This is a genomic window from Streptomyces sp. NPDC006450 (assembly GCF_040612195.1).
Classification (GTDB): domain Bacteria; phylum Actinomycetota; class Actinomycetes; order Streptomycetales; family Streptomycetaceae; genus Streptomyces.
The window spans coordinates 41,133-57,915 of the sequence record NZ_JBEXPT010000012.1 but is presented as its reverse complement, the minus strand read 5'-3'; the positions used below and the strand labels follow the sequence as shown (position 1 = coordinate 57,915).

Here is a 16,783-nt window from a genome sequence, read left to right as displayed (position 1 = left end):
CCCAGGAGGATGTGGATGCAGACGGGTGGATTCGTGCGGATACGTGGACGGGTGCACGGCTTCGACGCCGTGCACCCGTATCGCAAGAGACGCGCGGACCGGCCGCGCGGTTGCCACCAGCGCTAGAGCGTGAGTTCCAGGGCTCCGAGCTGGAGGGCTTCCAGGTCGGCGCAGCCGCCGGCGGCCAGGTCGAGGAGGGCGTTGAGTTCCTTGCGGTCGAAGGGCTCGCCCTCGGCGGTGCCCTGGACCTCGACGAAGCGGCCGTCGCCGGTGCAGACCACGTTCATGTCGGTCTCGGCGCGCACGTCTTCCTCGTAGCAGAGGTCGAGGAGCGGGACGCCGTCGACGATGCCCACGCTGACGGCGGCGACGGTGCCGGTGAGGGGCTTGCGGCCGGCCTTGATCAGCTTCTTGCCCTGGCCCCAGGAGACGGCGTCGGCCAGGGCCACGTAGGCGCCGGTGATGGCCGCGGTGCGGGTGCCTCCGTCGGCCTGGAGGACGTCGCAGTCCAGGACGATGGTGTTCTCGCCGAGGGCCTTGTAGTCGATGACGGCGCGCAGCGAGCGGCCGATCAGGCGGGAGATCTCGTGGGTGCGGCCGCCGATCTTGCCGCGTACGGACTCGCGGTCGCCGCGGGTGTTCGTGGCGCGGGGCAGCATCGAGTACTCGGAGGTGACCCAGCCTTCGCCGCTGCCCTTGCGCCAGCGCGGGACGCCTTCGCTGAAGGAGGCGGTGCAGAAGACCTTGGTGTCTCCGAAGGAGACGAGGACGGAGCCCTCTGCGTGCTTGCTCCATCCGCGTTCGATGGTGACCGGGCGGAGCTGTTCGGGCGTACGGCCGTCGATGCGAGACATGGCACCGAGCCTAGCCGGTGCGGGCCCCGGCCCGTGTCGCTGCGAGAAGACCCCGTCCGGGTGCGTCCGGTCGGGGTCCTGTCGTACGTACGGGTGCGCGCGGGGGCGCGTGCGAGCCGGTGGGCTCAGCTCACATCATGTCTTCGATGTCGGCGGCGATCGGGTCGGCGTCGGTGCCGATGACGACCTGGATCGCGGTGCCCATCTTGACGACGCCGTGGGCGCCGGCGGCCTTCAGCGCGGCCTCGTCGACCTTGCTCGGGTCGATGACCTCGGTGCGCAGGCGGGTGATGCAGCCCTCGACCTCTTCGATGTTCTCGATGCCGCCGAGCCCGGCGACGATCTTCTCAGCCTTGGTGGCCATGTGTTTCTCCCTGAGTTCTACGAAGAACGAGTCCGACTGACATCCGGCGTCCGGCGTCCGGCGCCTGAGCGCTGTCGACCGGTCGACCGATCGACCGACCAACCAGGGCGGTCCGCTTCGTCACGGTAACCCACGATTGGCCCAGCTACGCGGGCACATGCCCGGTATCTGCCGAATGATGATGATCAGCACCAACCTGCCCTCAGGCGGGTGAAATGCGATCGCAACACAAGTGGTCTACACCAGTGTGCCGCACGTGGCGCGACTGCCAAAAACGGGCCGGTCAGGGAGGACGCGGATGAGCGCGAGCAGCGCCGCAGCAGTGCCAGAGCCGAAGTGGTGGAACGGCCTGTTCCAAGGGCTGCAGAAGATGGGCCGGAGCCTGCAGCTGCCGATCGCCGTACTTCCGGCGGCCGGCATCCTGAACCGGCTGGGTCAGGACGACGTGTTCGGCAAGGACGGCCTGGGCTGGACGGACGTCGCCAGGGTCACGGCCGCCGCGGGCGGCGCCCTGCTCAACGCCGACCTCGGCCTGCCGCTGCTCTTCTGCATCGGCGTCGCGATCGGCATGGCGAAAAAGGCGGACGGCTCGACCGCGCTCGCGGCGGCGGTCGGCTTCCTCGTCTACCGGAGCGTGCTGCGCGCCTTCCCCACACGCTGCCCGGAAGGCACCGTGGACATCGGGGGCGGCTGCCTGGGGCCCGACCGGACCTTCGCCGAGTACACCTTCCAGAACCCGGGGGTGTTCGGCGGCATCGTCATGGGCCTGCTGGCCGCCTGGTTCTGGCAGCGCTACCACCGGGTCAAGCTGGTGGACTGGCTGGGCTTCTTCAACGGCCGCCGACTGGTCCCGATCATCATGACCTTCGTGGCGATCGCCTTCGCCGTCCTCTGCCTGTGGATCTGGCCGCCGATCGGCGACGCGCTGGAGAGCTTCTCGGACTGGCTGGTGGGTCTGGGCTCGGTGGGCGCCGGCATCTTCGGCGTCGCGAACCGCGCGCTGCTGGTGATCGGCCTGCACCAGTTCCTGAACGTGCCGGTGTGGTTCCAGTTCGGCAGCTACACCAAGCCGGACGGGCAGACGGTCCACGGAGACATCCCGATGTTCCTCGCGGGCGACCCGAACGCCGGCCAGTTCCTCACCGGCTTCTTCCCGATCATGATGTTCGCCCTCCCGGCGGCGGCGCTGGCGATCACGCACTGCGCGAAGCCGGCCCGACGCAAGGAGGTCGGCGGTCTGATGCTGTCGGTCGGCCTGACCTCCTTCGTCACCGGCATCACCGAGCCGCTGGAGTACTCGTTCCTCTTCCTGGCGCCGGCGCTGTATGCGGTGCACGCGGTGCTGACGGGCGTGTCGATGGCGGTCACCTGGGCGTTCGGCGTCAAGGACGGCTTCAGCTTCTCGGCCGGCCTGATCGACTACCTCATCAACTGGAGCCTGGCGACGAAGCCCTGGCTGATCATTCCGATCGGCCTCTGCTTCGGGGTCGTCTACTACGCCGTCTTCCGCTTCGCGATCACCAAATGGGACATCAAGACGCCGGGCCGGGAGACCGACGAGGAGATCGCGGTGATGGAGGCGGAGAACACGAAGGCGTGAGCCCCGCCGGGACTTCCGGCCCGCGCGAGCCGCGGGCCGGAAGAGGTCCGAAGCACCCCCGGATCCCGGCGGACGTCCTGCCCGGACGGGCCGGTGGACCGCTCCCGGACCTGCCGGAAGCCCCCTCCCGAGACCGCCGAAGGTCCTCCCGCACGACGCCATAGGCCCTGTTCAGGGCAGCCATATCGGAGCCATAGAGGAGACGAAGGCCTCCGGACCCACAGGGTCCGGAGGCCTTTGCCGTGTATGTCCCACTGTGTCTTCCACCACTGAATTGGTGGGTTCCTTACGCGGACCTCACCGTGCTACAACTGGTCTACACCACTGAGTGGTGTAGACCACGTAGGCCTTTCGGCCCGGGGTCCTCCCCTTTCCTGAGACGCCGCCACCCCCCTTCGCCATGCCCCCAGGCAGCGTCTTGTCCACTGGAGGAAGTTGATGAGTACGGCCACCGCCGCTCCCGCCAAGAAGCGGGGCTCCGGCCTGATCCAGGGTCTGCAGAAGGTCGGCCGCAGCCTTCAGCTGCCGATCGCCGTCCTGCCGGCCGCGGGTATCCTGCTGCGCCTCGGCCAGCCCGACGTCTTCGGCAAGGACGGCCTCGGCTGGGGCAAGGTCGCCACGGTGTTCGCCACCGCCGGTGACGCCGTCTTCGCCAACCTGCCGCTGCTCTTCTGCATCGGTGTCGCCATCGGCTTCGCCAAGAAGGCGGACGGCTCCACCGCCCTCGCGGCGCTGGTCGGGTTCCTGGTCTACAAGAACGTCCTCACCGCCTTCCCGGTGACCGAGGCCGTCATCAACACCACCGAGAACAAGGGTGTGGACGTCGCCGCGACGTACAACAACCCGGGTGTCCTCGGCGGCATCATCATGGGTCTGCTCGCCGCGGTCCTGTGGCAGCGCTTCCACCGCACCAAGCTGGTGGACTGGCTCGGCTTCTTCAACGGCCGCCGCCTGGTCCCGATCATCATGGCCTTCGTCGGCGTCCTCGTCGGTGTCTTCTTCGGCCTGGCCTGGGAGCCGATCGGCGAGCTCATCGCCAACTTCGGCGAGTGGATGACCGGCCTCGGCTCCATCGGTGCGGGCCTCTTCGGCCTCATCAACCGCGCGCTGATCCCGATCGGCATGCACCAGTTCGTCAACACCGTCGCCTGGTTCCAGATCGGTGACTTCACCGACGCTGCCGGTGCGGTCGTGCACGGTGACCTGAACCGCTTCTGGGCCGGTGACCCGAGCGCCGGCCAGTTCATGACCGGCTTCTTCCCGATCATGATGTTCGGCCTGCCGGCCGCCGCCCTGGCCATCGCCCACAGCGCCCGTCCGGAGCGCCGCAAGGCGGTCACCGGCATGATGGTCTCGCTCGCCCTCACCTCGTTCGTCACGGGTGTCACCGAGCCGATCGAGTTCTCCTTCATGTTCATCGCGCCGGTCCTGTACGCCATCCACGCGGTCCTGACCGCCGTGTCCATGGCCGTCACCTGGGCGCTCGGGGTCCACGCGGGCTTCACCTTCTCCGCCGGTCTGATCGACCTGGGCCTCGGCTGGAACAAGGCCACCTCGCCCTGGCTGATCCTCCCGATCGGCCTGGCCTTCGCGGCGATCTACTACTTCGGTTTCCGCTTCGCCATCACGAAGTTCAACCTCCCGACGCCGGGCCGCGAGTCCGACGAGGAGCTCGCCGAGATGGAGAAGGCCGAGGCCAAGTAGGTCTCCCGCCCCGCACCACGGCGAAAGCCCCCGCTCTCCCGGAAGGGAGGGCGGGGGCTTTCGCGTGCCGGCGGGCCGGTGGGGACGCTCAGGACCGTCGCAACGGGCAGGACGGGTCAGACCTCGTACACCGCGCCCGTGTACGCCAGCTCCACCGGGCCGTCGTAGACCGCGCGGGCGTCGGCGAGGTTGCGCTCGGCGTCCGTCCACGGCGGGATGTGGGTCAGGACGAGCCGGCCGGCCCGGCCCGCGCGGGCGAACTCGCCGGCCTCGCGCCCGTTGAGGTGGAGGTCCGGGATGTCCTCCTTGCCGTGCGTGAAGGAGGCCTCGCACAGGAACAGGTCGGTTCCCTCGGCGAGCAGGCCCAGCTCGGGGCAGGCGCCGGTGTCGCCGGAGTACGTGAGCGCGCGGCCGTCGTGCTCGACGCGGATCCCGTAGGACTCGACCGGGTGGCAGACCTTCTCGGTGCGGACCTGGAACGGGCCGATCTCGAAGGTGCCGGACTTCAGGGTCCGGAAGTCGAAGACCTCGCTCATGGAGCGCTCGTCGGGGACGTCCTCGTAGGCGGTGGACAGCCGCTTCTCCGTGCCCTCGGGGCCGTAGACGGGAATGGTGCCGCAGCGGCCGCCCTCGTGGCGGTAGAAGCGTGCGACGAAGTACGCGCACATGTCGATGCAGTGATCGGCGTGCAGGTGGCTGAGGAAGATCGCGTCGAGATCGTAGAGCCCGATGTGCCGCTGGAGTTCGCCGAGGGAGCCGTTGCCCATGTCGAGGAGCAGCCGGAAGCCGTCGGCCTCGACGAGGTAGCTCGAACAGGCCGATTCCGCGGACGGGAACGACCCCGAACAGCCGACGACGGTGAGCTTCATGGAGCGTGAACCTCCGTGGACGGTCCGTGGACGGAATGCGGGCCGTGCGTGGGTCGAGCGTAAGGCGCGAAACGTCCGGTCGCTCCTCCGCGGCAGGCCGTTGTGGGGCGAATCACCTGAGCTGTCACCCGGGGGAGCGACGGGGTGGACCCGGGTTGCCGTTCGGCGTGCCGGTGGTGTGCCGGTGCGGTGCGCTGCCGTGCCGCTGGCGCCGGGCAGGACTACGGTCGGTGTATGGACACGTCCTGGTGGCCGGCGGTCGCCGCGGTCGTGGTCGTGATCCTGCTGGTGCTCCTCCCCCGGCGGGTACGGCCCGCCCCGGATCCGCCGCACGGACCGGGACCGCTGCCGCGGCCCTCGGCCGGTGAGCTGTGGTCCCTGGAGGACGGGCGGCCCGTCCTGGTGCTGGGCGTACGGGGTCACCGGGCGCGGATCGCCCGGATCACCGGGAAGTACGACGACCGGCGCGCCGGGGTGATCCCGCTGCCGCCGGGGGTGGTGGGGCCGCGGGGCGCGTTCCTGGAGGCGGACCGGGCGGTGGAGGTGTCGGTATGGGAGTTCGCGAGGGCGCGGCCGCTGGGGACGCTGGATCCGGCGGTGTGGGACGAGGTGAAGGGGCTCGGGGGGCCCGCAGGACCCGGGTCGTCCGGCTGAAGCGTGTCTACGATCCCCCGGAGCCGGAGCTGGACGGGGTCCGGGTGCTCGTGGACCGGCTGTGGCCGCGGGGGCTGTCGAAGGAGGCGGCGGGGGTCGACGAGTGGGCGAAGTCCGTCGCCCCGTCGGGGGAGCTGCGGAAGTGGTTCCACGGGGGCGGATCCGTGGCGGAGTTCCGGGAGCGGTACGCGGTGGAGCTCCGCGCGGAGGAGGCGGTGTCGGAGCTGTCGCGCCTGCGCGCCGTGGCCGCGGGTGGGCCGGTCACGCTGCTGACTGCCGTCAAGGATCCGGCGGCGAGCCACGCCGGGGTGCTGGCCGCGCTGCTGGCCTCTTCCTGACGCGGAGCTTGCACCGCGCGCGGCTCCTCGGGCTTCGCGCGGCTGCGCATCACCGCTTCCGGCGGTGCCCGGTCGGGGTGCTCGCCACTGCCGCGTTGCGCGGGGCCCGGTGGGCGAGTGCGGCTGGGTTCGCCCTGCGGGGCTGTCCCCTACCCGCCCTTCGCCCGTTCCCCGGGCTCTGCCCGGACCCGGTCCTCAAACGCCGGACGGCTGGATCGGCTCCGGGCGGCCGGACTGGCTCCGGGCGGCCGGACTGGCTCCGGGCGGCAGAGCATGCCGGAGGGGCTGGATTGCCGTGTGGCGGTCCAGCCCCTCTCCGGGCGCGGTCGGGCTACGCCCAGAGTTGGCCCTGGAGGACGTCGATGGCTTCTTCGGTGGTGGCCGCCGTGTAGACGCCCGTCGACAGGTACTTCCAGCCGCCGTCGGCCACGACGAAGACGATGTCGGCCGACTCGCCCGCCGCCACCGCCTTGCGGCCGACACCGATCGCCGCGTGCAGGGCCGCGCCGGTGGAGACGCCCGCGAAGATGCCCTCCTGCTGGAGGAGTTCCCGGGTGCGGGTGACCGCGTCCGCCGAGCCCACCGAGAAGCGGGTCGTCAGGACCGACGCGTCGTACAGCTCGGGGACGAAGCCCTCGTCGAGGTTGCGCAGCCCGTAGACGAGGTCGTCGTAGCGCGGTTCCGCCGCGACGATCTTGACGCCCGGGACGTGCTCCCGCAGGTAGCGGCCCACGCCCATCAGCGTGCCCGTGGTGCCGAGGCCCGCCACGAAGTGGGTGATCGAGGGGAGGTCCGTGAGGATCTCGGGGCCGGTCGTGGCGTAGTGGGCGCCCGCGTTGTCGGGGTTGCCGTACTGGTAGAGCATCACCCAGGAGGGGTTCTGCGCCGCCAGTTCCTTCGCGACGCGGACGGCCGTGTTCGAGCCGCCCGCCGCCGGCGACGGGATGATCTCGGCTCCCCACATGGCCAGCAGGTCGCGCCGCTCCTGGGAGGTGTTCTCCGGCATGACGCACACGATCTTGTAGCCCTTGAGCTTCGCGGCCATGGCGAGGGAGATGCCCGTGTTGCCCGAGGTGGGCTCCAGGATCGTGCAGCCGGGGTACAGCCGGCCGTCCTTCTCGGCCTGCTCGACCATGTGGAGCGCGGGGCGGTCCTTGATCGAGCCGGTCGGGTTGCGGTCCTCCAGCTTCGCCCAGATGCGGACGTCGTCCGAGGGCGAGAGCCGGGGCAGGCGTACCAGCGGCGTGTTGCCGACCGCGGCCAGGGGGGAGTCGTAGCGCATTACTTCGATCCGCCGGCTACGGCCGGGAGGATGGTGACGTTGTCGCCGTCCTTGAGCGCGGTGGAGATGCCGTCGAGGAAGCGGACGTCCTCGTCGTTGAGGTAGACGTTGACGAAGCGGCGCAGTTCGCCGCCCTTGGCCTCGTCGACGATGCGCTCCTGGATGCCCTTGTGGCGGGTCTCCAGGTCGGAGAACAGCTCGGAGAGCGTCGCGCCCGCGCCCGTGACGGCCTTCTCGCCGTTGGTGTAGGTGCGGAGGATGGTGGGGATGCGGACCTCGATGGCCATGGCAGGCTCCAGTCAGGATGGTGAAGGGAAGGCGGGCGAAGCGGAGCGGGCGTGAGCACGTGGCCCCGCGAGGGGGCCGTCAGGGCTCAGGCGGCAGTACAGATGGCGCTGGCGAGGCGGCACAGGTCGACGTGCAGCCGCGCCACAAGCAGCAGCCTGCCGGGCGTCTCGATGCTCACGTCGTGGGAAACCATGCGGTCATGTTAACGATTCCCGGTCCCTGGTTTGGAGTGTGATCCCGCATCGTGGACGGATCTCGCTCACATACTGAGAAGTAGCCCTGTGCCGGTGCCTCAGTAGGCCGCTACGACCTGCACTTCTTCCTCCGTGATCACGCCTTCGACGATCCGGTACGACCGGAACTGGAACTCCCCGAGGCCGTCCTTGTCGGCGGTGGAGACCAGCACGTAGTGCGCGCCGGGCTCGTTCGCGTACGTGACGTCCGTGCGCGAGGGGTAGGCCTCGGTCGCGGTGTGCGAGTGGTAGACGATGACGGGGTCCTCGTCCCGGTCGTCCAGTTCGCGGTAGAGCTTGAGCAGGTCCTTCGAGTCGAACTCGTAGAACGTGGGCGAACGGGCCGCGTTCAGCATGGGCACGAACCGCTCCGGACGGTCCGTACCCGCCGGGCCGGCCACCACGCCGCAGGCCTCGTCGGGGTGGTCCTGACGGGCGTGCGCGACGATCTGGTCGTGGAGAGCCTGGGTGATGGTCAGCATGAGCGACAGGATAAGCAGACGGGCCCTCCCGTACCGAGGAGTGGTACGGGAGGGCCCGGATGATGGACACGAGCCCCTGCGTGCAGGGGCTCGTGCCGGAAAGCCGCGCGGTTCCCGGCCGTGACAGGCGGCCGGGACCCGCGGTTCGCGGAGGCCTTACGAGGCCTTGGTGAAGGCGGCGCCGCGCGGGTCGCGGGACTTCATCACCAGGTAGCAGACGCCCAGCAGCAGGCCCCACAGGGGCGCGCAGTAGAGCGAGACCCGGGCGTCCTTGTCGATGCCCATCATCACGATGACCATGCCGATGAAGGCCAGGGCGAAGTAGCTCGTGTACGGGGCGCCGGGGGCGCGGAAGGCGGACCTGGGGAGGTCGCCGCGGTCGGAGGCGGCGCGGTAGCGGATCTGGCAGACCAGGATCATGATCCAGGCCCACATGCCGGAGATCGTGGCGAAGGAGACGACGTAGTCGAAGGCCTTGCCGGGGGCCACGTAGTTGATCCAGACGCCGACCAGCATCAGGGACGCCGAGAAGGTGGTGCCGATCAGCGGGGTGCCGCTCTTGGTGAGCTTGGTGAAGAACTTCGGGCCCTGGCCGTTGAGGGCGAGGTCGCGCAGCATGCGGCCGGTGGAGTACATGCCCGAGTTGCAGGAGGACAGGGCCGCGGTCAGGACGACGAAGTTGACGATCGCGGCGCCGACGCCGAGGCCCATCTTCTCGAAGGCGGCGACGAAGGGGCTGACGCCCGGCTGGAACTCGTGCCACGGGACGACCGAGAGGATCATGATCAGCGCGCCGACGTAGAAGACGGCGATGCGCCACGGCACGGTGTTGATGGCCTTGGGCAGGGTCTTCTCGGGGTCCTTGGACTCGCCGGCGGTGACGCCGACCAGCTCGACGGCGAGGAAGGCGAACATCACGATCTGCAGGGTCATCAGCGTGCCGCCGAGGCCCTTGGGGAAGAACCCGCCGTCGTTCCACAGGTTGGAGACGGTGGCGGTGTCCGCGGCGTCGGAGAAGCCGATGGTGAGGATGCCGGCGCAGATCAGGATCATGCCGACGATGGCGGTGACCTTGACCATGGAGAACCAGAACTCCAGCTCGCCGAAGAGCTTCACGGAGATCAGGTTGGCGCCGTAGAGGATGACGGTGAAGATCAGCGCGTACGCCCATTGCGGGAAGCTGTCATGGGTCCAGTACGACATGTACTGCGCCGCGGCGGTGACTTCGGTGATGCCGGTGACCACCCAGAACAGCCAGTAGGTCCAGCCGGTCACATAACCCCAGAAGGGGCCGAGGAACTCCCGGGCGTAGTCCGAGAAGGAGCCGGACACCGGGCGGTACATGAGCAGTTCGCCCAGGGCCCGCATGATGAAGAAGATGACCAGGCCCGCGATGGCATAGGCCAGGATCAGGCTGGGGCCGGCTTTGGAGATGGCCTTGCCGGCGCCCAGGAAGAGGCCGGTGCCGATGGCGCCGCCGATCGCGATCATCTGGATCTGGCGGGCGCCGAGTGCGCGGTGGTAGCCACCGCCCTCGGTTGTGTCGTGCTGCTGCTCGTCGACCTGTACGGAGGTCATGTCTTGGTGCGCCTTTCTCCACGCCGACCCGCGCCATGACTGGCTGCGGATCGGGTCCTCGATCCCCCCGGATACGGATGGAGTTGCACGCCGGCGGTCAGCCGGTTCAAGCAGGCCGGGGGGCATGGGTGGCGCCCCGTCGGCGGTCGTGAAGATTTATCACGTGCTTACGGGTCCACGAGGGAAGAAAATGTGGCGCAGGGCACAAAAAAATCAGGACAGAGGTCCTGGAATGGATCAGATCACCACATCGCGGTGATCTGATCGTTATCCGGATTTGAGCGTCCGCTGAGCGAACGATCGGGGGACTTGAGGCCCCTCAGAGGATGGCGGGGTCAGAGGGTCTCGGTGAGCGTCTCGATGAGGGTCTCCTGGAGACCGCCGAGCCAGAGGTACGCCATCACCATCGGCTTGCGCGGATCGTCGTCCGGCAGCCGGAAGAGCACGGCGCTCTCGTCGTCCTCCGTGATGTCCAGGCGGGCGGCGATGGTGAGCCGCAGGTCGTTCAGGGCGCCCAGCCAGCGCAGCCGCAGCTCCCCGTCGACCTCCAGGACGGCCGTCCCGTCGCCGGCCGGGTCCAGCCCGTCCAGGTTCCGTACGACGGCCAGCGCGTCCTCCCGCTTGCGGGTGCGCAGGTCGTTCTCGGTGAAGCGGCGGAACTCGGCCGAGTGGGCCCGCAGCTCCTCCGTGTCGGCGTCGGGTCCGGTCTCCGGGCCGCCGTAGGCGTCGGGGAAGAGCCGGGCCAGGGCGGGGTCGGAAGGCGGCTCGGTGGGACCGTCGGAGGCGGCGAAGAGCGCGGCGAGCGGGTCGGCCTCCGGATCGGGCTCCGGCTCGCCGGGGCCGATGAGCTCCAGCAGCTGCACGGCGAGGGAGCGCAGGATCGAGATCTCGATCTCGTCCAGCGCGATGGCGGCCCCGCCGCCCTTCAGGGGCTCGAAGACGCCGCCCATCAGTTGCGGTCCTGGGACATGGTCGCCCAGAGGCCGTAGCCGTGCATGGCCTGCACGTCCCGCTCCATCTCCTCGCGGCTGCCGCTGGAGACGACCGCCCGACCCTTGTGGTGGACGTCCATCATCAGCTTGTTCGCCTTGTCCTTGGAGTAGCCGAAGTACGCCTGGAACACGTACGTCACGTAGCTCATGAGGTTGACCGGGTCGTTGTGCACCAGGGTCACCCACGGGACGTCGGGTTCCGGGACCGCGAAGGTCTCTTCGGCCGATTCGGTGCGTTCGATCTCAATGGGAGCAACACTCACTTGTCCCATGCTGCCACTGACGGGGGCCGGTCGCACAAACGGGCCCCTACATCTCGTCACTTTGACGAGATGTGCGCTAGCATCCGTCGTATGAACCCTGCGGACCTGGGCCTGCCGGTGGACGTGCCGTCGACAGCGCTCTTCACGGACCATTACGAGCTCACGATGTTGCAGGCCGCGCTGGCCAACGGCACGGCCGACCGCCGCTCGGTCTTCGAGGTGTTCACCCGGCGGCTCCCCGAGGGGCGCCGCTACGGGGTGATCGCGGGGACCGGCCGGGTGCTCGACGCGGTGGAGAACTTCCGCTTCGACGGCGCCGTACTGGAGTTCCTGCGCGAGCGGGCCGTCGTCGACGCCCGCACCCTCGACTGGCTCGCCTCGTACCGCTTCTCCGGCGACATCTGGGGCTACCCGGAGGGCGAGGTCTACTTCCCCGGCTCCCCGGTCCTGCGCGTCGAGGGCAGCTTCGCCGAGTGCGTGCTGCTGGAGACCGTGATCCTGTCGATCCTCAACCACGACTCCGCGATCGCCGCGGCCGCCTCCCGGATGGCCACGGCCGCCGGCGGCCGGCCGCTGGTCGAGATGGGCGCCCGGCGCACGCACGAACTGGCGGCCGTCGCCTCGGCGCGCGCCGCGTACGTCGGCGGTTTCACCTCCACCTCGGACCTGGCGGCCGGGTTCCGGTACGGGATCCCGACGGTCGGCACCAGCGCGCACGCCTTCACCCTGCTGCACGACAGCGAGCGGGACGCCTTCACCGCCCAGGTCGCCTCGCTGGGCAGCGGCACGACCCTGCTGGTGGACACCTACGACGTGGCGGAGGCGGTCCGCACGGCCGTGGAGGTCGCCGGGACGGACCTCGGCGCCGTCCGGATCGACTCCGGGGACCTGCTTCTGGTGGCGCACCGGGTGCGGCAGCAGCTCGACGAGCTGGGGGCGACCGCGACGAAGATCGTGGTGACCTCGGACCTCGACGAGTACGCGATCGCCTCGCTGGCGGCCGCTCCGGTGGACGCGTACGGGGTCGGCACCCAGCTGGTGACGGGCAGCGGGCACCCGACGTGCTCGATGGTCTACAAGCTGGTGGCGCGGGCCGCCTCGGCCGATCCGAAGGCGCCGCTGGTGTCGGTGGCGAAGAAGTCCTCGGGCGGCAAGACCTCCATCGGCGGGCGCAAGTGGGCGGCCCGGCGGGTCGACGCCGAGGGGGTCGCGGAGGCGGAGGTCCTGGGAACCGGGCCCGTCCCGGCGGCGCTGGCCGACACGCAGCTCCTGGTCCAGCTGGTCAAGGCGGGCGAGGTGGTGGCCCGCGAGTCCCTGGAGACGGCCCGCGACCGCCACCGCGAGTGCCTGGCGGGTCTCCCCCTCTCGGCGACGCAGCTGTCGCGGGGCGAGGCGGTCATCCCGACCGAGTACGCGTAGCCCCTGGGGGGCGGCGCCCTGCGGGGGCCGTCGCCCACCCGCCCGGGCGGGGCCGTCGCCCACCCGCCCGGGCGGGGCGGAGCCCCCGCCAAGGGGTCTGGGGCCGGGCCCCCGTTTCGGGAAGGGGCGGGGTGGGGGAAGAGCCCCCGCAGGGTCCCCCGCCCACCACACACCAAGCCGAAGGGCACCGGACATGCACCGCGCACTGATCGTCGTCGACGTACAGAACGACTTCTGCGAGGGCGGCAGCCTCGCGGTCGCCGGCGGAGCCGACGTCGCCGCCGCCATCACCGAGCTCATCGGCCAGGCCACCGCCGGCTACCGGCACGTCGTCGCCACCCGCGACCACCACGTCGACCCCGGGTCCCACTTCGCGCACCCGCCGGCCCAGCCGGACTACGAGACCTCCTGGCCGGTGCACTGCGTCGCCGGGACCGAGGGCGTGGGCTTCCACCCGAACTTCGCGCCCGCCGTCGCCTCGGGAGCCGTGGCCGCCGTGTTCGACAAGGGCGCGTACGAAGCGGCGTACAGCGGCTTCGAGGGCGCGGACGAGAACGGCCGCGGGCTCGCGGAGTGGCTGCGCGAGCGGCAGGTCACCGAGGTCGACGTGGTCGGCATCGCCACCGATCACTGCGTCAAGGCCACCGCCCTGGACGCGGCCCGCGCGGGGTTCCGTACGCACGTGCTGCTGGACCTGACGGCCGGAGTGGCCCCGCACACCACGACCCGCGCGCTGGCCGAGCTCCGGGAAGCCGGCGTGGAGCTGAGCGGGACCCCGGTGGTGGCCGGCTGAGACCGGGCACCGGCAGGGGGCGTCGCGGGGCGCCCCTGGTGCCTGCAGGGCTCCCAGGGGGCTCCCAGGGGGCTCCTGCAGGCCACGGGGAGGCCCGGACCCACCCGCTCAGCCCAGCAGGGCCCTGATCGGGTGCCACAGCTCCGTCGCCCGGTCGGGCGCGCAGCGCCAGAGCAGGCCGTCGGGGTGGTGCAGGACGGCCGTGATCTCGTCCGGGGTGGGCGGCTGGGCGTTGCCGCGCAGGTAGACGGCGCGCAGTCCGAGGTTCCGCAGCCTGGTCAGGGCGCGGGCCCGGTTCGCGGCGTGCACGAGCACGCGGACGTTTCCACCGTCGGCGGTGCCGTCGAGGGCGCCCTCGACGGCACCTTCCACGGACGGTCTGGGCAGCGTGAGCGCGACGACCACGCTGCCGCCTGGCAATCGGACGAAACCTCCACCGGGCATGTCTTCATCTCCCCCGTCAATAAGAAACTCAGCTCACGCATCTAAACGCGATCGGCCGCCGCCCGCTAGAGGGCGACGGCCGATCACGCTTTGACCTGCGGTTTTACCGAATTACTTAACGGAGGGGCCGACCTCGACCGTCATGACGAGACCGTCGTAGGTCTCCTTCACGATCTTGATCTTGGTGTTGGTGTCAGTGACCTTCACCGAGCCGGTCGGGTTCTCGTCGTAGTAGTACTTGCCCTTGTGGTCGTCGAAGACCAGCTGCGCGGGCTTCGGCTTCAGGAACAGTTCCGAGCCGTTCTTGTGCAGGGTGATCGCATCCGTCTTGTACGCGCTGAAGGCGGCGTCGTACGGCTGGATCTTGTTGCGCAGCAGGGTGCCGTCCGACCACTTCATCGGCTTGGCGTTGGCGTCGATCGGAAGGATCAGACCGGAGCCGGGGTGCTGGCTGGTGTTGTTGTCCTTCTGGGAGGTGTCCCACTGCCAGATCAGGAGGCCGTCCTGGTAGGCGTAGTGCTCGACCCAGTTCGGCTTGGTGTTGGCGAAGCCGAAGTTGTACGGACCGACCTTGAGGGTCTTGTCGTACGAGACGTAGCGGCGGTTCTCGGCCAGGTAGTACTGCGCGTACTCCTTGGTGAAGCCGGCGCCGACGCGGGAGAAGCCCTTGCCGGTCCAGCCGTTGTCGCCGTTCTCGGCACCGTCGGTGAACAGCGTGGCGCCGTCCGCCGTGATGCTGAGCGCGTCGCCCGTGAAGCCCTTGCCGCCCGCGCCGCCGTCCGTCTGGTAGCGGAAGCGGAGGTCGACCTTCTTGCCCGCGTAGGCGTTCAGCGAGTAGTTCAGGTTCTTCCAGCTGCCCGAGACGCCGGTGAGCGACGGGCTGTTGGAGGCGTCGACCGGGATGGCGACGCCGTCGGCGGTGCCGGCCAGCGCGGTCCAGGTGGCGCCACCGTCGGTGGAGACCTCGGTGTACAGGAAGTCGTACTCCGCCTCGATGTCCCACCAGCCCTTGAGCGACAGGGCCGCGGAGGACTTGCCGGTCAGGTCGACCGAGCGGGTGAGGGTGTTCTTGAGGTCGTCACCCATGTTGCTCCACCACTGCGAGGAACCCTCGGCGGGAGCGACGATGTCGGTCGTGACCTTCTTCTTCGGAAGGTCGACCAGGAGCGCCTGCTTGTCCTTGGTGTTGTACTCCGAGACGCCCAGCTTGTGGGTGGACTTCGTCGCGGCCTTGGCCGTGTCGTAGTTCAGCCAGCCCAGCTGGAACTTGTCCCAGGCGGTCATGTCGCCCGGGAGGTCGCCTATGGAGTCCTTGCCGGTGCCGAGCCAGGAGCCGGCCGACATCAGGGACCAGAAGCCGACCGAGTTCTCGCCGCCACCGGAGGTGTCGTAGAGGTCGGGCAGGCCCAGGTCGTGGCCGTACTCGTGCGCGAAGACGCCGAGGCCGCCGTTCTCGGGCTGCATCGTGTAGTCGCCGACCCAGATGCCGGTGTTGCCGATCTGGGTGCCGCCGGCCTTGTTGTTCGCCGGGCCGTTCTTGCCGGCCTCGGTGCCGTAGGCGTACCAGCGGTGCGCCCACAGGGCGTTGGTGCCCTGCACGCCGCCGCCCGCCGACTCGTCCTCGCCCGCGTGGACGATCTGGAAGTGGTCGATGTAGCCGTCGGGCTCGTTGAAGTTGCCGTCGCCGTCGAAGTCGTAGCGGTCCCAGAGGTCGTACTGGGCCATCTGCGCCTTGATCTCGGCGTCGGTCTTCCCGGCCTTCTTCTGGGCCTCGGCCCAGGCGGTCACGCCGTCCTTGACCGTGTCCCAGACGTTGGCGCAGTTGCTCTGGCCGCAGTAGTTCGAGCCGTAACGGGCCTCGTTGTACGGGACCTTGACCCAGTCGGCGACCTCGCCCTCGACCGAGTAACGGCCCGAGGAGGTCTTCTCGTAGTAGGTCTTCAGCGAGTTCTTGCCCTTGCCGGTACCGAAGTACAGGTCCTGGAAGTACGCGCGGTTGAAGTCCTTGCGCCAGGCCGTGCTGTTGTTGGTCGCACGGTCGGGCTGGGCGATCTGGTTGTGCAGCGGGCCCGGGGTGCCGCCGTACTTGGGCGCCGCCGGCTTGGGGCCGGGGCCGTCCGGGTCGAACATGGTGGTGTTGTCCACCTGGTCGCCGAAGTCGACGAGGATCGTGAAGATCTTGTCGGTCTTCTCGCGGCCGAGCTCGACGTACTTCTTGTCGTCGAGCTTGACGACCTTGGAGGCGCCCCGCTGCTCGACGTCCTTCTTGCCGCTCAGCACCTGCTCCAGGGCGGCCTTGCGGGCCTGCTCCTGCTGCTTGCTGAACGGGCCTTCGAGGTTGTGCTTGACCTGCTCCTTGGAGGGAGCGGTCGGGTCCTGGCGGTCCGCGGCGGACACCTTCGCACCCGGGTCTGCCGTGGCCATCGTGAAGGCGGCGCCGGTGGCCGCCGTCGCTGCCAGGGTCACGCCGATTGCGGCGGCGCGCAGCGCTCGTCTTCTGGCCGAGTTGCTGGTCACTTGATGTCGTTCCCCTCCCGCGGCCGCGAAGTGGTGCGGAACTTCTCCGTAGGAGTGGGGGGTTCCGTGCGGCGCGCGTCTCAAGTGACGACATTTGACCGGAGAGTCG

General features: G+C 69.6%; 18 protein-coding genes. 6 read left to right on the top strand and 12 right to left on the bottom strand.

What is annotated here, in order from left to right:
- Positions 1-122: 122 nt before the first annotated feature.
- On the bottom strand, positions 123-854 hold the full coding sequence (rph, locus tag ABZY57_RS07470; protein WP_356509076.1) for a ribonuclease PH: 732 nt from the start codon (positions 852-854) through the stop codon (positions 123-125).
- A gap of 130 nt (positions 855-984) precedes the next feature.
- Positions 985-1,320, bottom strand: a complete 336-nt coding sequence (locus ABZY57_RS07465; protein WP_356509074.1) for a PTS glucose/sucrose transporter subunit IIB — start codon at positions 1,318-1,320, stop codon at positions 985-987.
- Between the two features lie 196 nt (positions 1,321-1,516).
- Here ABZY57_RS07465 and ABZY57_RS07460 point away from each other — a divergent pair, with 196 nt between their 5' ends.
- The gene (locus ABZY57_RS07460; protein WP_356509072.1) at positions 1,517-2,818 is read left to right on the top strand and encodes a PTS transporter subunit EIIC; all 1,302 of its coding nucleotides are present in this window, start codon (positions 1,517-1,519) and stop codon (positions 2,816-2,818) included.
- A 438-nt stretch (positions 2,819-3,256) separates the two neighbouring features.
- Positions 3,257-4,522 (top strand): PTS transporter subunit EIIC, encoded by a 1,266-nt coding sequence (locus tag ABZY57_RS07455; RefSeq protein WP_356509070.1) that lies wholly within the window; start codon positions 3,257-3,259, stop codon positions 4,520-4,522.
- Between the two features lie 116 nt (positions 4,523-4,638).
- On the opposite strand, the gene ABZY57_RS07450 is transcribed toward ABZY57_RS07455, so the two are convergent.
- A complete protein-coding gene (locus ABZY57_RS07450) occupies positions 4,639-5,391 on the bottom strand; it encodes an MBL fold metallo-hydrolase (RefSeq protein ID WP_356509068.1) in 753 nt (250 codons plus the stop codon).
- 234 nt (positions 5,392-5,625) lie between these two features.
- Between ABZY57_RS07450 and ABZY57_RS07445 the strand changes: the two genes are divergently transcribed.
- Complete coding sequence (locus tag ABZY57_RS07445; protein WP_356509066.1) at positions 5,626-6,045, top strand: hypothetical protein; 420 nt, start codon at positions 5,626-5,628, stop codon at positions 6,043-6,045.
- Positions 5,991-6,383 (top strand): DUF488 family protein, encoded by a 393-nt coding sequence (locus ABZY57_RS07440; RefSeq protein WP_356509064.1) that lies wholly within the window; start codon positions 5,991-5,993, stop codon positions 6,381-6,383. The genes ABZY57_RS07445 and ABZY57_RS07440 overlap by 55 nt, the downstream gene beginning before the upstream one ends.
- Positions 6,384-6,714: 331 nt before the next feature.
- On the opposite strand, the gene ABZY57_RS07435 is transcribed toward ABZY57_RS07440, so the two are convergent.
- The 7 genes from ABZY57_RS07435 to clpS form a co-directional block, all read right to left on the bottom strand.
- Positions 6,715-7,665 carry a cysteine synthase gene (locus ABZY57_RS07435; protein ID WP_356509062.1) on the bottom strand — a complete coding sequence of 317 codons (951 nt, stop codon included), beginning with the start codon at positions 7,663-7,665 and terminating at the stop codon, positions 6,715-6,717.
- Positions 7,665-7,952, bottom strand: a complete 288-nt coding sequence (locus ABZY57_RS07430; protein ID WP_356509060.1) for a MoaD/ThiS family protein — start codon at positions 7,950-7,952, stop codon at positions 7,665-7,667. The genes ABZY57_RS07435 and ABZY57_RS07430 overlap by 1 nt, the downstream gene beginning before the upstream one ends.
- Before the next feature lie 86 nt (positions 7,953-8,038).
- Entirely contained in the window at positions 8,039-8,146 is a 108-nt protein-coding gene (locus ABZY57_RS07425; RefSeq protein WP_323182362.1) for a putative leader peptide, read from the bottom strand.
- A gap of 99 nt (positions 8,147-8,245) precedes the next feature.
- A complete protein-coding gene (locus ABZY57_RS07420; protein WP_356509057.1) occupies positions 8,246-8,668 on the bottom strand; it encodes a M67 family metallopeptidase in 423 nt (140 codons plus the stop codon).
- Between the two features lie 156 nt (positions 8,669-8,824).
- Entirely contained in the window at positions 8,825-10,246 is a 1,422-nt protein-coding gene (locus tag ABZY57_RS07415) for an amino acid permease (protein WP_356509055.1), read from the bottom strand.
- 335 nt (positions 10,247-10,581) lie between these two features.
- Positions 10,582-11,196, bottom strand: coding sequence for a DUF2017 domain-containing protein (locus ABZY57_RS07410; protein ID WP_356509053.1), 615 nt, complete (start codon positions 11,194-11,196; stop codon positions 10,582-10,584).
- A complete protein-coding gene (gene clpS / locus ABZY57_RS07405; RefSeq protein ID WP_243337276.1) occupies positions 11,196-11,510 on the bottom strand; it encodes an ATP-dependent Clp protease adapter ClpS in 315 nt (104 codons plus the stop codon). Before clpS ends, ABZY57_RS07410 begins: the two co-directional genes overlap by 1 nt.
- Before the next feature lie 81 nt (positions 11,511-11,591).
- Between clpS and ABZY57_RS07400 the strand changes: the two genes are divergently transcribed.
- Positions 11,592-12,920, top strand: coding sequence for a nicotinate phosphoribosyltransferase (locus tag ABZY57_RS07400; RefSeq protein ID WP_356509050.1), 1,329 nt, complete (start codon positions 11,592-11,594; stop codon positions 12,918-12,920).
- A gap of 193 nt (positions 12,921-13,113) precedes the next feature.
- Entirely contained in the window at positions 13,114-13,713 is a 600-nt protein-coding gene (locus ABZY57_RS07395) for an isochorismatase family protein (RefSeq protein WP_356509048.1), read from the top strand.
- A gap of 108 nt (positions 13,714-13,821) precedes the next feature.
- On the opposite strand, the gene ABZY57_RS07390 is transcribed toward ABZY57_RS07395, so the two are convergent.
- A complete protein-coding gene (locus tag ABZY57_RS07390) occupies positions 13,822-14,157 on the bottom strand; it encodes a hypothetical protein (RefSeq protein ID WP_356509046.1) in 336 nt (111 codons plus the stop codon).
- 111 nt (positions 14,158-14,268) lie between these two features.
- Positions 14,269-16,674 (bottom strand): immune inhibitor A domain-containing protein, encoded by a 2,406-nt coding sequence (locus tag ABZY57_RS07385; protein ID WP_356509044.1) that lies wholly within the window; start codon positions 16,672-16,674, stop codon positions 14,269-14,271.
- Between the last annotated feature and the right edge of the window lie 109 nt (positions 16,675-16,783).

Bases quoted from the DNA above. Each gene is read 5' to 3' on its own strand.
- rph (WP_356509076.1), bottom strand. From the start codon at position 854: ATGTCTCGCATCGACGGCCGTACGCCCGAACAGCTCCGCCCGGTCACC.
- ABZY57_RS07460 (WP_356509072.1), top strand. From the start codon at position 1,517: ATGAGCGCGAGCAGCGCCGCAGCAGTGCCAGAGCCGAAGTGGTGGAAC.
- ABZY57_RS07455 (WP_356509070.1), top strand. From the start codon at position 3,257: ATGAGTACGGCCACCGCCGCTCCCGCCAAGAAGCGGGGCTCCGGCCTG.
- ABZY57_RS07450 (WP_356509068.1), bottom strand. From the start codon at position 5,391: ATGAAGCTCACCGTCGTCGGCTGTTCGGGGTCGTTCCCGTCCGCGGAA.
- ABZY57_RS07445 (WP_356509066.1), top strand. From the start codon at position 5,626: ATGGACACGTCCTGGTGGCCGGCGGTCGCCGCGGTCGTGGTCGTGATC.
- ABZY57_RS07435 (WP_356509062.1), bottom strand. From the start codon at position 7,665: ATGCGCTACGACTCCCCCCTGGCCGCGGTCGGCAACACGCCGCTGGTA.
- ABZY57_RS07430 (WP_356509060.1), bottom strand. From the start codon at position 7,952: ATGGCCATCGAGGTCCGCATCCCCACCATCCTCCGCACCTACACCAAC.
- ABZY57_RS07425 (WP_323182362.1), bottom strand. From the start codon at position 8,146: ATGGTTTCCCACGACGTGAGCATCGAGACGCCCGGCAGGCTGCTGCTT.
- ABZY57_RS07420 (WP_356509057.1), bottom strand. From the start codon at position 8,668: ATGCTGACCATCACCCAGGCTCTCCACGACCAGATCGTCGCGCACGCC.
- ABZY57_RS07415 (WP_356509055.1), bottom strand. From the start codon at position 10,246: ATGACCTCCGTACAGGTCGACGAGCAGCAGCACGACACAACCGAGGGC.
- ABZY57_RS07410 (WP_356509053.1), bottom strand. From the start codon at position 11,196: ATGGGCGGCGTCTTCGAGCCCCTGAAGGGCGGCGGGGCCGCCATCGCG.
- clpS (WP_243337276.1), bottom strand. From the start codon at position 11,510: ATGGGACAAGTGAGTGTTGCTCCCATTGAGATCGAACGCACCGAATCG.
- ABZY57_RS07400 (WP_356509050.1), top strand. From the start codon at position 11,592: ATGAACCCTGCGGACCTGGGCCTGCCGGTGGACGTGCCGTCGACAGCG.
- ABZY57_RS07395 (WP_356509048.1), top strand. From the start codon at position 13,114: ATGCACCGCGCACTGATCGTCGTCGACGTACAGAACGACTTCTGCGAG.
- ABZY57_RS07390 (WP_356509046.1), bottom strand. From the start codon at position 14,157: ATGCCCGGTGGAGGTTTCGTCCGATTGCCAGGCGGCAGCGTGGTCGTC.